This window comes from Flavobacterium sp., assembly GCF_024305175.1.
Lineage (GTDB): Bacteria > Bacteroidota > Bacteroidia > Flavobacteriales > Flavobacteriaceae > Flavobacterium.
Genome location: NZ_JAMWYY010000007.1, coordinates 23929 through 38567, shown reverse-complemented (window position 1 = coordinate 38567; position 14639 = coordinate 23929). Strand labels below are relative to the sequence as shown.

The window sequence follows — 14639 nt, the reverse complement described above, 5'->3', positions numbered from 1 at the left end:
CTTTTTGTATAGGGCTGTAAGTTGTATTTTTGCCGCTTAAGCACAACTATGATAAAAACTGTAATATTTGATATGGACGGGGTTATTGTTGATACAGAACCCGTGCACCATTTTGCTTACCACAAGCATTTTGAGCAGCTAAAAATTGAAGTAACACCCCAAATGTATGCCACATTTACAGGTAATTCTACCAAAAATGTTTACCAGAAATTAAAAGATACCTTTTTACTTACTGACGAGGTAGAAGCACTTGTGCAGGTAAAGCGGAGTCTTTTTAACGATGCTTTTGATGAAAAAGAAGACCTTGAGCTTTTAATGGGCGTTCACGACCTTATACAGGATTTATACAACAGCGGTATTTTACTGATATTAGCCTCTTCGGCTTCAAAAGTTACTATCGAGAGGGTTTTCAGGCGATTCGGGCTTCATAAATATTTCAGCCACATTGTCAGTGGCGAAGACTTCCCGAAATCGAAACCGCATCCTGCTATTTTTGAAAAGGCAGCCGAACTTTCGGGTATGCAAAAAGAAGAATGCATAGTAATAGAAGACAGCACCAACGGAATAATGGCAGCAAAAGCTGCCGGGTTGTATTGTATAGGCTATGCAAGCGAAAACTCTAAAATGCAGGACCTTGCCAAGGCCGATATGGTTATTTCACACTTTAATGAGCTTAACGCTGATAAAATTAAAAACCTGAAGGCATGAAAAAGTGTGTAATTTTTGACATGGATGGCGTTGTAGTAAATACCGAGCCAATTGGTTACAGGGCCAATCAGCAAATGTATAAAGCATTGGGCATTACCGTTCCTGATGAGGTATATGCAACTTTTATGGGCAATTCTGATAAGAATATCATCCAAAAGCTTAAAGAATTATATAAGCTGGATCATACCCACGAAGAATTGCTGGAGGAAAAATATAAATACTATTTTGATGCTTTTGATAACGCTCCCGATCTTGACCTGATGCCGGGTGTGCGTAACCTGATAGCAGATTTACATAATAACGGCTTCAGGCTTATACTGGCTTCATCAGCATCTAAGCGAAAAATAGAAAAAGTATTCAGCAGGTTTGGGTTGCACCCTTATTTTGATGCTAAAATTAGCGGAGAAGATTTTGAATTCTCTAAACCGCACCCTGCCATTTTTATTGAAGCTGCCGAAAAATCAGGTTACTCCTTAAACGAGTGTCTCGTTATAGAAGACAGTACCAATGGCATAAAAGCAGCCAAAGCGGCAGGCCTATACTGCATTGCCTACAATAGCGGGCACACAATTATGCAGGACACAAGCGAAGCCGATATGGTTATTACCGATTTTTCGGAGATTAACAGCAGCTATATAAAAAATCTTTAAGCTACAGCTTCTTTATATACCTTAAGGGCACGTTCGCGTGCTTCTTTGTGCTCTACAATGGGCTTGTAGTCAATTTCCTGAAATTCCGGTACCCATTTCTTTACATATTTCAGGTCTTTGTCAAACTTTTTAATTTGCTCAGCAGGGTTAAATATCCTGAAATAAGGCGCAGCATCTACACCGCTTCCTGCAGCCCATTGCCAGTTGCCCACATTACTGCTTTGCTCATAATCAAATAGTTTTTTAGCAAAGTAGGCTTCGCCGCGCCGCCAGTCTATTAAAAGGTGCTTGCATAAAAAGCTTGATACCACCAGCCTTACCCGGTTGTGCATGTAGCCGGTTTCGTTAAGTTCGCGCATACCGGCATCAACCATAGGGTAACCTGTTTTACCCTCGCACCAGGCTTTAAACTCGACATCATTATTACGCCATTTAATATCATCATACTTTGCTCTGAAGCTCTTTGTAACGGTCTCAGGATAATGCCATAAAATCTGCATGAAAAACTCCCGCCAGATAAGTTCATTCAGGAAAGTTTCATTTTTACTGTCGGTGGCTTTTTTTACGATTTCCCTAATACTTACAGCACCAAACCTGAGATAAGGGCTAAGTTTTGATGTACCTTTTATCGCAGGAAAATTGCGGGTGTCTTCATAGTTATCAATAATATCTTCACCTACATCAAATGGAGCAGGCTTAAGCCCGGATTCTTTAAAACCAATATCCTTAAGGCTAAGGAAAGGGTAGGAGTGAGTGGTAATTTCTGCCAGTTTGTTTTCAGGGTGGTGCAGGCGAATGTTTATTTTTTTAAATTCCTGTTTCCACTTTTTCATATAGGGTGTATATACTACATAGGGGCTGCCATCGTCTTTTACAACTTCATCTTTTTCGAAAATTACCTGGTATTTAAATGTATAAAAGGCAATATTTTCTTTTTCGAGTAACTCTTTTATATTTTCATCCCTTTGGCGTGCATACGGCTCATAATCATGATTGGTGTAAACAGCTTTTATACCATGCGCTTTACTGAGTTCTTTAAAAACATTTTCAGGGGTGTCATAAAAAACGGCTAAAGAACGTTTGTGTTTATGCAATTCGGTATTAATATCCTGTAATAGAGTATGTATAAATGTAACCCTGTGGTCATCTTCAGGAAGTTCGCCAAGTATGTTCTTATCAAAAATGAAAACCGGAAGTACCGGCTCACCTGAGTTTAGCGCTTCAAAAAGCCCTGTATTGTCTTTAATCCTTAAATCGCGCCTAAACCAAAATATATTCATAACATTTATTTCATTTCGCCAAAAAGCTCTATAAGCTTGGCATGGCGGTATTTAAAAATTGCTTCAAGTTTTGGCTTTACCATTATGGGGTGCATTACGTCCCCCAAAAAGCCCATTGGCAGTTTGTAGTGTACTATATCTTCCATTTCTACACCACCGGGTATCTCCTTAACAAAATGCTTATGGTGCCAAAACCTGTAAGGGCCGTAACGTTGCTCATCAACAAAAAACTCCAGCTCTTTAACATGCGTAATTTCTGTTACCCATTGTAATTTAATACCCATAAGCGGCGTTACGGTATAGTGAATTATTTGTCCGGGAAACATTTTTCGTTCGTCGCCTGAGAGCGTATTAAAACCCATAGAGTCGGGCGTTATGACAGAAAGGTTTTTTGGATCAGAAATAAACTCCCACGCTTCCTGTAATGATATAGGAAGGTTTTGTTTGCGGTGCAGTGTGTACAGCTTCATGTTTTTCTAATAATGTGTGAAGTTAGAAAACACATGATTATCTTAAAATTAAATTGTAAGTTTTTTTAATACATTTAACAAACGTATAGCGGTAAATTCTTAATTTCGCGCAGTACCTTTGCAATACAAAAAATATAAATTTAAGATTATGAAAAAAATACTGATTACAGGTGCTCTTTTACTGGCTTTAACAGTAGGAACAGCACAAGTTCGCACACCACAGGCCAGCCCGATGGCAAAAATAGAGCAGGTGGTAGGCCTTACAAATGTTAAAATTGAATATTCACGCCCAAGTGCACGCGGAAGGGCTGTATATGGTGAGTTGGTTCCGTTTGGCCGTTTATGGAGGACAGGTGCAAACGCTAACACAATTATAACTTTTTCTGATGACGTAGTTATTGGTGGTAAGCCACTTGCCGCTGGTAAATATGCATTGTTTACACAGCCGAAAGCAGATAGCTGGGACGTTATTTTTTATACTGATACCAACAACTGGGGCCTTCCTGAAAAGTGGGATGATAGTAAAGAAGCATTGCGTGTAAGCGTAAAGCCGGAATTCTTAAACCGTAATGTTGAGACCCTGACCATCGGGATGAATAATCTTGACAATAACTTTGGTTTTCTTGAAATTGCATGGGAAAAAACAATGGTTGCCGTTAAAGTAGAAGTACCTACACAGGAAACAGCTATGAAGAGCATACAAATAGCTATGGCAGGGCCTTCGGCCAGCGATTATTTTGCCGCTGCGCAGTACTACTACCAGAGCAATTCGCAACTGGATCAGGCTTTGGCATGGATGAACCAGGCAATTGAAAAGACTCCTAAAGGGCAGGATGTACCATTTTACTACCTAAGGCAAAAAGCCCTTATACAGGCTAAAATGGGCGATAAGAAAGGTGCTATAGAAACTGCAAAACAATCTTTAGCTGCTGCAGAAAAAGCCAATAACCAGGACTATGTTAAAATGAACAAAGATTCTATACAGGAGTGGAGCAGGAAATAATCCTGTACAGGCTAATATAAAAAAGGCTGCCGGATCCGGCAGCCTTTTTTATATTTCACTTTCGGCAAGCGGCGGTGTGTTGTTGTTCATAAACATTTGTATGAGAGAAGAAAGCACAATAGTAAGTACTGCTCCTATAATATTAAGCCAAAGGAAACTAACTACATCTATATAATAAATATAGAATATGGCAGACTGGCTTATTACCGCCCCCCAGAATATGGCCTGCGCTTTTACGTATTTTATATAGAAGGCCACGAGGAATATGCCCAGTACTGTTCCGTAAAAAATAGAACCGATAATATTAACAAGCTGTATAAGATTTTCGAAAAGTGTACCGAGGCAGGCAAAAAGTATGGCAACAGCACCCCACAGCAGCGTAAACAATTTAGTTGCATCAACAAAATGCTTTTCTGACTTTTCTTTGGTAACATTTCTTTTATAAAGGTCAATTGCAGTGGTAGAAGCAAGGGCATTAAGCCCTGATGCCGAAGATGACATCGCCGCTGAAAATATTACTGCAAGTAGTAAGCCCACCAGTCCTTTCGGCAAAAAGTTCAGGATAAAGTATAAAAAAACATAGTCTTTATCATTTGTTTCTGCGTTACTGTTTATTTTGCTTATCAGTTGCTTGGCATCATCCCGAAGGTCTTTTTCGCGGCTATTAAGCGCAATCATGCGGTTGTGCAGTTCTTTATTATCGTAATCCTGGTGCAGTTGCCCGGCATAGAGCATGCTTATTTCTTTCTTTTCTTCCGCTACATTCTTTAATTCGCCTTCAAGTTTTTGGTAGTCATCTTTATAGGCAGAATTTTCTACCAACTCTACATTATTAGGGTTAAAATGCAGTGGGGCGTCATGAAACTGAAAAAATATAAATACCATTACACCAATAAGCAGGATAAAAAACTGCATGGGCACTTTTAGCAGGCCATTCATGATAAGGCCCATCTGGCTCTCCCGGATAGATTTTCCTGAAAGGTAGCGTTGCACCTGAGACTGGTCGGTACCAAAATAGGATAACGCGAGGAAGAACCCTCCCGCAATACCACTCCATATTGTATAACGCTTTTCAGGGTCAAAAGAAAAATCGACAATATTCATCTTTTCATTTGCACCTGCAATATGCAGTACGTTATTAAAACTCAGTTCTTCGGGCAAATAGCTCAGGATAATAAAAAAAGTAATAAACATACCCGACATAATTACAAACATTTGCTGCTTGTGCGTAACATTTACTGCCCTTGTACCGCCCGAAACGGTATATATAATTACCAGTAATCCTATTATCAGGTTCATCAGGTTCAGGTTCCAGCCCAGTAAAGACGACATGATAATGGCCGGTGCATATATGGTAAGCCCTGTTCCGAGACCTCTTTGTATAAGAAATAGGAGTGAAGCCAGTGTGCGTGTTTTTACGTCAAAGCGCTGCTCAAGGTATTCATAAGCTGTAAAAACCTTTAACCGGTGGTATATGGGTATAAAGGTGATACAGATAACTACCATTGCTATGGGCAGCCCGAAGTAAAACTGCACAAACCCCATACCGTCATGATAGGCCTGCCCGGGTGTAGATAAAAAGGTTATGGCACTGGCCTGAGTAGCCATTACCGAAAGCCCTACAGTCCACCACGGGGTGTTATTGCCGCCAAGGATATATTCCTCTACGTTTTTGCTGCCACGTGTTTTAATAGCGCCATAGGCTACTATAAAAAGCAGCGTAACACAAAGGATAACCCAGTCGATTAACTGCATATCAGGAATAAATTTGCATTAAAAAGTAAAAAACTATTATATATACTAAATTAAGCAGCAGTACAAGCGTATAGCCTTTTTTCCATGAAGCAGGATTTTCTTTCATAACTACTGTGTTTGTTTTATTGCTATAGGACTGTTACAGCCCATATTTGTTACATTATTTGCCCAACGCAATTATGTTGGCCATAAGCCTGTAAGCTCCGGATACACCTTCGGGTAGTTCGCGGAAAAAACTCAGCCCGGTATAAATATAATAACCTTTGCCGTACTTAGCTACAAGCAACGCGCCTTTTTTGGGTGTTTCGCCCATATCATGTGCCGATAGTACAGGTGTAAATTCTTTAGCCCATTCATCAGGGTAGTAAAGCCCCTGCTCCTGTACCCAGCCTTTAAAATCGTTAGCTGTTATTTTATTAGGATAATTTAAAACCGGATGGGTTGCGTCAAGAAAGGTAACTTCTGCATCTTCTTCTGTAACCCTGTCACGCGATATACGCAGGTGATAGGGTGCAAAATCCCTTATGGCAAGATGCCCGGTTGTGTTATACTGCACAACCATATTTCCGCCATTCTTCACAAAATTAAATAGTGCATCCTGCTTTAGTGCAAGGCTTTCCAGCACATTATAGGCTCTTATGCCTAAAACTACCGCATCAAAACCTTTCAGGCTTTCTTCAGAAATTGCCTCAGGCGTAAGCAATGCTACTTCATAACCCATCTGTTTTAGGCTTTCGGGCACGTTGTCGCCTGCTCCCATAATGTAGGCAATTCTTTCACCTTTTATTTTAAGGTCGGCTTTGGTAAATCTTGCTACCGATGGTAACAACACCTGTTGTGTGGCTATATGCGGATAATCAATGATAATCTGCTCACAGTTATATTCTTTATTGTCAATTAAGGCAATGCTTTTTGCTGTGGCTTCAACCGGGTAGGATGGGGGAGTAACCTCAAACGATACAATGGTTTCACTGCCTTTGGTTTGCAGCTCAAACGGTATAAAAGCGGGCGAAACCTGCCAGCCTTCGGGTAGTATAAAATTCAGTATTCCTTTGCAGTTATCTTTGCCTGCCTTTATTTTAACCATGGCAGTTTGCCTGCGGTTGTCTTTAAATAACTGTACTTTGTTCAGTATTTGCGTTGTTACAGCCGGAACCACATCAAAAGGCTGGTAAACCTCACCTTTAACCGGATCGTTAAACTTATGTACTACCTGCTTTTCAAAAGGTATGGATATACCATTAATTTCTACTGTAAAAGTAGCTGTAAGCTGCCTTAGTATGTCCGGCTGCCCTATCTTTTGCAGGTCATTAACCTGATACATACCCGCTGTGCCTTTTTCGGCAAGCCAGTAAGGTGATGTGTAAGCTGCATTTTCTGGAATTTGTACATCTGTAGTGGCTTCCTGGTTCATGTTGTTAGCAAGCTTAATTTCATTTGCTAACAAGTCGGTGTTATCGGGTTGCAGCTTAATATTTTTAAGTATAATAGTATTGCTGCTCCTGTTAATGGCTTCCCAGTGTAGTTTTATGCTGTCGCCGGGAGTAGCCGACTGTGCCTCGGCATATGCCTCAAGATATAAGCCTGAGCAGGCTCCTATAATATCTTTAAGTTCTTTCAGCTTAACGTTCTTCCAGTATTCATCGTCCAGTTCGTTAACCATGCTGTAAACCTTAACCAAATCAGGTACAGATGCGGCAGGATTTTTAAAGTCATAGTTCTTAATAATAGCCGCCACTGCTTCGCCTATGGGTTTTCCGCCGTTAACACGGTTCCATGAAGTGTCGATACCTTCAAAAAGGTTTTGCTTGTTTTTAGGCTCAGTGCCTTTAATAAGTTCAAGGTATTCCATATCCTCACCGCGGGCACCGGTTGTGCCAAACCCCTGAGATTTGTGCTTGCTTCGGCTCAACGCTGCTATTTCCTGATTTGATTTACCTAAAAGCGGGTAATATATTCCTGTAGAGAGGTTTATGTATTTTGACTTATCAGCTTTTTCAAAGTTTTCCCTGCCGCCGAAAAACCACCATGAGGTATTGAAGAGTACCCTTTTGGGTTGCCAGGTTGTAGTGTATTGAAGCTGCCCCGGTTCATAATTTGGGTTGTTTGCCAGCGTAAAAGCCTCTTGTGTAAGCATGGCCGATGAGGTATGATGCCCATGCGTTGAACCCGGCGAGCGGTGGTCGAACCTGTTAATAATAACATCGGGCCTGAACTTACGGATAACCCAAACCATATCCTGTAATACCTGCCCTTTATTCCATATCTGCAATGTTTCATCCGGTACTTTTGAGTAGCCGAAATCATTTGCCCTGCTGAAAAACTGCTCGCCGCCATCAATCTTGCGTGCCTCGATAAGCTCTTGTGTGCGGATTACGCCAAGCAGCTCGCGAAGCTCAAAACCGATTAGGTTTTGGCCGCCATCGCCACGCGTTAGCGAAAGGTAGCCTGTGCGCGCTTTTACATTGTTGGCAAGAAAGGAAATTAGTCTTGTGTTCTCATCATCAGGGTGTGCCGCTATGTAGAGTGCCGAACCTAAAAAGTTCAGTTTTTCTAATTTGGTATATATCTCTGCCGATGTTGGCTTGTCAGGCAGGTTGGGCTGTGCAAAACCGTATAGTGCTGTAAGTACTAATAGTAATGAATATTTTATACGCATGATAATTCAGCTTTTCGGGCTTTAATCGTAAAATTCTTTTTGTTCGTTTTCTTCCGCCACAACCGTAATACCTTTTTGCAGCAAAAGGTTGTTAGGGTAGGTAATAAGTTCGCCCTCTTTTGTGCGCAGTAGCGTATGGAATGCTTTTATATCTTCAATCTGGGCTTCTATAGGGAAATCTTTGTCATGTATCTTGATAAAATCGCCTATGCGGAACGGGAATGAAAAAAACAGTATTATCCCCGAAGTAATATTGCTCAGTATAGACCACTGCGCAAAAAGCGCAACACCAATAACTGCAAATACAGATGACATAACCACAAACAGGTCTTTTGTATTTACGCCCCAAATGGCAAACATAATAACCGTAAGCAGGATAAACATAAAAATATCAATGTATTTGCTTACCAGGTGCGCACGGTGCTCACTTAAATGTGCTTTCTCGGCATATTTTTTTGTTATCTTATTGATGATGAAACGCAGCAGTAAAAATACAGCAAGCGTTACCAGGGTAATTATAAACCTGTCAAAATAGGTATAGTAAAATAAATCACTTTGCATAATTATCTTTCCGTAAAGGTAAGCAGGTGTTGGTAAACCTTATCTACAGGCATGCCCACCACATTGGTATAAGAGCCTTGAATGCCTGCAATGGCAATAAGCCCTATCCATTCCTGTATGCCATAGGCGCCTGCCTTGTCAAATGGCTTATAGTTATCTAAATAGTATTTTATTTCCTCGTCAATAAGACTGTTAAAAGTAACCTTGGTAGTTTCATTAAAAGTAACCGATTTGGTAAGCGTTTTTATGCTTACAGATGTTATAACCTTATGCGTGTTGCCCGAAAGCGATTGCAGCATGGCAAAAGCATCATCATAATCTTTAGGCTTTCCTAACGCTTTATCATTATGCCATACAATGGTATCGCTTGTAATCAGTATCTCGTTTTCAGAGAGCGTTTCCTGAAGCGCTGCCGCTTTTAACCCGGCAAGATAATCTGTTATTTCTTCGCCTTTAAGATGATCAGGATAAACCTCTTCAACCTCTTTAAGTCGTATTTCAAATTCAATATTCAGTTCACGCAAAAATTGCTGCCTGCGGGGTGAACCCGAGGCAAGCACTACTTTATATGGCGATAATTTTTCCTGTAGCATATTATACATCCTTTACTACCATACCTATATTATAGGTAATTACTATTATAGAAATTATGGTAAAGAAAATTATAATCTTCATTACTTGTATCAGATGATGATACTCTTTACCTGATTTAGCCCCCCACAGTTTTATCATGCAATAAATAAGAGGCCCTGCTATTAACAGCAGCACATAAATAAGTGTTATGGTTAGGTTAAGCAGGTACTTATCAGTATAAATAAACAGCATGGCCAGTGGTACTAACACCACAAAGAATGCAATGCGTGTAGCCCTTTCTTTACCTAATGCTATGGGCAGCGTGCTGTTGCCTGCGTTGTAATCTTTATTGGTATCTCTTAAGTTATACAGCAGCGTTATAATAAAAACGAGTATAAACAAAAATAAGCCATAATCTAACATAAGGCTAAGCATGGTTGCAAATGTATCTTTTGTTTCAGGTACCAGTATGGGGTACATATTATACAGGGCAACAATAAACACCGGTATCACTGCGGTTACCGCTACCATAATATTGCTTACTACAATAACCTGTTTAAGGCTCGATGCGTATAAGTACATCAAGGCTGCCCCTATAATAAATACAGCTATCAACAAAGGCTTATCAACTACGTTACCGAGATAATAAGCAATACCAAACCCTGCAAGTGTTAATCCGCCATAAATATTATATAACTTCCCTTCATTCATTCGTGGTTCCTCGCTAAGTGCGTTGTTTGCAAAAAAGCCACCTGCGGCAACCAGTACTGTTGCCAAAACCAGAAGCGCAAACTGCCAGTCGTTAAGCGCCAGTATAGGAGCATTTTCTTCAAGCAGGCCATAGCGTAACGTTAGCTGTGCAAAAGCGATAAGAAGCAGGTAATTGATACCGATTTGTTTTAAAAATTTCATCAGAGCGTAAGTAAGGTTGTTAAATTAGCTTGTTTAGTCGTATCGGGCATTAAAATGTTCCATCCATTTGCCCTGCACTTTCATTACCTGTTCTATTACATCGCGCACACAGCCGGTACCCCCGGTTCTATGCGACACATATTTACTTATTTCTTTTATTTCGGGGGCGGCATCCTGCGGGCAGGTAGGTAATCCAACCATTTGCATTACCCAGTAATCGGGTATATCGTCACCCATATATAACACCTGTTCGGGTTTAATATTATAAATGTCGGTAAATTCGTTAAAGGTTTCTACCTTGTTAGGAACACCCAGGTATATATCGGTAATACCCAGGTTGCGTAACCTTATGCGCACCCCCTCGTTTTTTCCGCCTGATATTATGCATACGGTATATCCGTTTTCTACGGCTGCCTTCATGGCATAACCATCGCGTATGTTCATATTGCGCAGCATTTCCCCGGTTGGGGTAACGTGTATGCTGCCATCGGTAAGAACGCCATCCACATCAAAAATAAATGTGGTAATGTTATTCATCAGTTCTTTATAGCTTTTGCTCATTATAATGTTGTATCGATTGAGATAACAGTTTATAAATATTTATAAGGTTATTGTCCTGTAAAAATTTTATATGCTTTTGCATAGTGGTGCTGTCGCCTCTTTTTGCAGGGCCTGTTTGTGCCTGTACAGGCGGCAGTTGCTGCACCTTTTCGGCGGTTTCTTTAATTAGGGGCTTCAGTATATCAAAAGGCACATTATGCTCATTGCATATAGTACTGCCAATGGTGTACATATGGTTTACAAAATTACTGACAAACACTGCTGCCACATGAAGCGATTGCCGCTGCCCTGAATTTATGGCATATACATTATCTGAAACAGATGCTGCCAGCTTTTGCAGCAGCTCAAAATCATTTGGATTTTCGCTTTCAAGGCAAAGTGGCACTTCTTTAAAATTAACTTCCTTGTTTTTAGAAAATGTCTGTAGCGGGTAAAACACGCCGCGCCTGTTGGCAGGGTTAAGCTCCTGCATAGCCACACTGCCCGATGTATGCACTACAAGCCTGCCTGTAAACGGCAGGAGAGAGTCCACCTTTGCAATGGCATCGTCTGAAACCGATATAATATATACATCAGCTTCCTGTAAATCAGTATAACTGTCGGTTATTTTACTTTCAGGTAGTAAATGTAAAAGGCTTTCTTTTTGCCTTGCAAATGCCTGCATCAGCGTAACGCCGGGCGCGGCATCTAACACTTTTATGAGGTGTTGCGCCACATTGCCCGAGCCTATAACCGCTACTTTTATCATGGTTGCTAAATTAAAAAATAAACCCGGCTTAAAAAACAGTGCCGGGTTTCAATTGTTATTTTAGTTTTCCCTTATCCAGGAATTGTCTTTCATGTCAATATCCGGCAAAAATCTTTCAGGGTCTATATCTATAGATTTTACTTTTTTAGGCGAGCTTATAATATAATCCCACTCATTCTGCCTGTGCCATATCTCTACCGGCAGCATAATTGTTTCTGATGTATTGTCTTCAAAAACAACTTTAAAGCGCACCGGCATCGGTACATCTCCCTTATCTGCAAAAGTAATCGTGGTATAGCCTGCGTTGTCGGCAACGTTGGTAATGCCCAGGTTAATGTTGCCGGTACCTTTAAACCAGCCTCTCCAGAACCAGTTAAGGTTTTCTCCTGCCACGTTTTCCATACAGTTAAAGAAATCTGTGGGCTGAGGGTGCTTGTATGCCCACGCTTTAATGTAGGCTTTAAAAGCATTGTCAAAACGTTCGTGCCCCAGTATATATTCCCTTAGCAGTATCATGCCTGTTGCCGGCTTATAATAAGCTGTAAAGGCAAGGTTCATGCTTTTTGCAACATCAGGGTACGTATCAATACCTTCGCGGTTTTTCCATTTAAACCACTGCACACGGTTAAGACTTTTAGCCACGTCAGATGTATATTCGCCATTATTAAAGTTTACCGTGCTGTAATAATTGATAAACGTGTTAAATCCTTCATCCATCCAGGCATAACGACGTTCGTTAGAGCCTACTATCATCGGGAACCAGTTGTGCCCGAATTCATGATCGGTAACATCCCAAAGGTCGGCGCCAAAACTCCTCACGCTGCAAAAAGACACGCCCGGGTATTCCATACCCCCTACGTTAGAGGCTACGTTTACCGCACTGGGGTAAGGATACTCAAACCATTTTTGTGAGTAATGTTCTATAGAGGCTTTCGTATATTCTGTAGAGCGCCCCCATGCCGACTTGCTCGCCACAGATGCCGGGTAAACCGACTGGGCAACTGCTTTTTTACCGCTTGGCAGGTTAATTTTTGCTGCATCCCAAATAAAAGCCTTAGAGGTTGCAAAGGCAATATCACGGCTGTTGTTCATTTTAAAATGCCAGGTTACCTTGCCATTTTGCAGCGGCCTTGTCAGTTTGGTGTTGCCTACTTCTTCAGGGGAAATTAAGTAAGTAGCTTTGTCGCTGCCCGCTGCCTTTTCCCAACGGTTTAGTAGTTCTTTAGATAATACTTCTTTTGCATTTACCAACTCGCCTGAACCAACCACTATATGATCGTAAGGCACGGTTATCTTATAGTCAAAATTTCCATATTCAAGATAAAATTCACCTGCGCCAAGATAAGGTTCAGTATTCCAGCCTGTAACATCATCAAAAACGGCAACACGCGGATACCATTGTGCCATAGAGTAGATAATACCGTCTTTAGTTTCAAGCTGGCCCATCCTGTCCATACCTTCTTCGGGTATCTTAAATTCAAAATTCATAGATATGGTTGCCTTACCGCCTTTTGCCTTTAGCGGCTCATTAAAAAATACCTGCATGCGCGTATCTGAAATAAGATATTTAGTAGATGGGCTTCCTGTGGTTTTAGCGCTTAATCCTGTAATAGCCATACCGCCATCGGTATCGCCTGCATAGCGGCTGTATTGCATAGCGGTTGTAAGTGTACCCCGCGAATCGCTTTTAAAGCGGTTCTGCTCTACATACATCCATATAAAATTAAGGTCTTCAGGGCTGTTGTTATGGTAGGTCATGGTTAGCCTGCCCTTCAGTATGCTGTTTTTGTCATCCAGTTCGGCTTCAATAACATAGTCGGCGCTGTTTTGCCAGTACTGCGGGCCGGGAACACCCGATGCCGAACGGTATACATTGCCGCGGCGGTACATTACATCATCAAATTTAGACTGGTTGTTGGGCTCTGCTTCCTGCGCAAAAGCCGTGTGCCCTATAAGGGCAAAAGCAAATAATAATTTAATAGTTTTCAGTTTCATATTATGGTTTTTGTTGAGAGAGGCACTCCATAATGGTTTTAATACGGAAAGCCTCGCCTTTGGTTAAAAGGGTTTCTACAGTATTGGTTTCAGTGGTTTCACTGTTGTTAATCGCATATGATATAGCAATGGTTTTAATGCTTTTCTCAATTAGTCTTTCAAGTTCTTTTTTGTTACCCATAACAGGGCTTAAAAAACAAGAAAAAAGCCCTTTGCAGTTTTTTCCGCCCATGTTTATGAGTTCAATTTTCTTACCATCGGTAAAAACGATTATGGCCTTGGTGTTCTCATCAGTACACCATATTTCAGGAGATACAATAGCAATGTTAATTACAACCGATTGTGATGTTTTAAGCAACGTAACCTCAAGCCCGGATTTATCCTGTTCACCATTAATCTTTATTGAATTATTGGCATAGGTAACGCTTTTGCCGTCGGCATAGGTTTTACTGTGGGTAAAATAATTGCACAGGCTGTCGGCATAAATCCAGGTGCCGTTATTATTTAATATAACCTGCCGCCCGTCTTTAGTCTCGGCTACCGTTTGCGCCTGCGCAAAGGGCACATATAAAAACAAGACAAACAGTTTAAGTGAAAACCTCATTTACATAGCAAATTGTAACCCAAATATACACTACAATTAAACAGAACAAAAAATACTGTGCTTAAATGCATCACTTTTTTAGGCTTTGTTAAACATTACGTGCTGGCAGTGCATTTTTATCAATTTTTAATTCTTAAAATAGCCTTAAAAAGTGAAGTTT

General features: G+C 40.7%; 14 protein-coding genes. 3 read left to right on the top strand and 11 right to left on the bottom strand.

All coding sequences use genetic code 11. The features are described from left to right. The first annotated feature begins 48 nt into the window (after positions 1-48). Positions 49-708: an HAD family hydrolase gene (locus tag Q0K96_RS03035; RefSeq protein ID WP_297332534.1), complete on the top strand. Its 660-nt coding sequence runs from the start codon at positions 49-51 to the stop codon at positions 706-708. Then, positions 705-1358 (top strand): HAD family phosphatase, encoded by a 654-nt coding sequence (locus Q0K96_RS03030; protein WP_297332533.1) that lies wholly within the window; start codon positions 705-707, stop codon positions 1356-1358. The genes Q0K96_RS03035 and Q0K96_RS03030 overlap by 4 nt, the downstream gene beginning before the upstream one ends. On the opposite strand, the gene Q0K96_RS03025 is transcribed toward Q0K96_RS03030, so the two are convergent. Beyond that, positions 1355-2638, bottom strand: a complete 1284-nt coding sequence (locus Q0K96_RS03025; protein WP_297332532.1) for a deoxyribodipyrimidine photo-lyase — start codon at positions 2636-2638, stop codon at positions 1355-1357. The genes Q0K96_RS03030 and Q0K96_RS03025 overlap by 4 nt on opposite strands. A 5-nt stretch (positions 2639-2643) precedes the next feature. After that, entirely contained in the window at positions 2644-3108 is a 465-nt protein-coding gene (locus Q0K96_RS03020) for an SRPBCC family protein (protein WP_297332531.1), read from the bottom strand. Positions 3109-3256: 148 nt separating this feature from the next. On the opposite strand from Q0K96_RS03020, the gene Q0K96_RS03015 reads away from it, so the two are divergent. Then, a complete protein-coding gene (locus Q0K96_RS03015; RefSeq protein WP_297332530.1) occupies positions 3257-4111 on the top strand; it encodes a DUF2911 domain-containing protein in 855 nt (284 codons plus the stop codon). A 48-nt stretch (positions 4112-4159) separates the two neighbouring features. Here Q0K96_RS03015 and Q0K96_RS03010 read toward each other — a convergent pair whose 3' ends face one another. From Q0K96_RS03010 to Q0K96_RS02970, 9 genes are all read right to left on the bottom strand, one after another. After that, entirely contained in the window at positions 4160-5866 is a 1707-nt protein-coding gene (locus tag Q0K96_RS03010; protein ID WP_297332529.1) for a sodium:solute symporter, read from the bottom strand. 160 nt (positions 5867-6026) lie between these two features. Then, complete coding sequence (locus Q0K96_RS03005; RefSeq protein WP_297332528.1) at positions 6027-8525, bottom strand: PIG-L family deacetylase; 2499 nt, start codon at positions 8523-8525, stop codon at positions 6027-6029. A gap of 21 nt (positions 8526-8546) precedes the next feature. Then, positions 8547-9086, bottom strand: a complete 540-nt coding sequence (locus tag Q0K96_RS03000) for a mechanosensitive ion channel domain-containing protein (protein WP_297332527.1) — start codon at positions 9084-9086, stop codon at positions 8547-8549. A gap of 2 nt (positions 9087-9088) precedes the next feature. Then, positions 9089-9679 (bottom strand): Maf-like protein, encoded by a 591-nt coding sequence (locus Q0K96_RS02995; RefSeq protein WP_297332526.1) that lies wholly within the window; start codon positions 9677-9679, stop codon positions 9089-9091. A gap of 1 nt (position 9680) precedes the next feature. Next, positions 9681-10571: a UbiA family prenyltransferase gene (locus tag Q0K96_RS02990; protein ID WP_297332525.1), complete on the bottom strand. Its 891-nt coding sequence runs from the start codon at positions 10569-10571 to the stop codon at positions 9681-9683. A 33-nt stretch (positions 10572-10604) separates the two neighbouring features. After that, the gene (locus Q0K96_RS02985; protein WP_297332524.1) at positions 10605-11132 is read right to left on the bottom strand and encodes an HAD-IIIA family hydrolase; all 528 of its coding nucleotides are present in this window, start codon (positions 11130-11132) and stop codon (positions 10605-10607) included. Continuing rightward, positions 11116-11880 (bottom strand): Rossmann-like and DUF2520 domain-containing protein, encoded by a 765-nt coding sequence (locus Q0K96_RS02980; protein WP_297332523.1) that lies wholly within the window; start codon positions 11878-11880, stop codon positions 11116-11118. The genes Q0K96_RS02985 and Q0K96_RS02980 overlap by 17 nt, the downstream gene beginning before the upstream one ends. A 60-nt stretch (positions 11881-11940) precedes the next feature. Further along, on the bottom strand, positions 11941-13875 hold the full coding sequence (locus Q0K96_RS02975; protein ID WP_297332522.1) for a M1 family metallopeptidase: 1935 nt from the start codon (positions 13873-13875) through the stop codon (positions 11941-11943). A 1-nt stretch (position 13876) separates the two neighbouring features. Then, complete coding sequence (locus Q0K96_RS02970; RefSeq protein WP_297332521.1) at positions 13877-14479, bottom strand: hypothetical protein; 603 nt, start codon at positions 14477-14479, stop codon at positions 13877-13879. Positions 14480-14639: the final 160 nt, after the last annotated feature.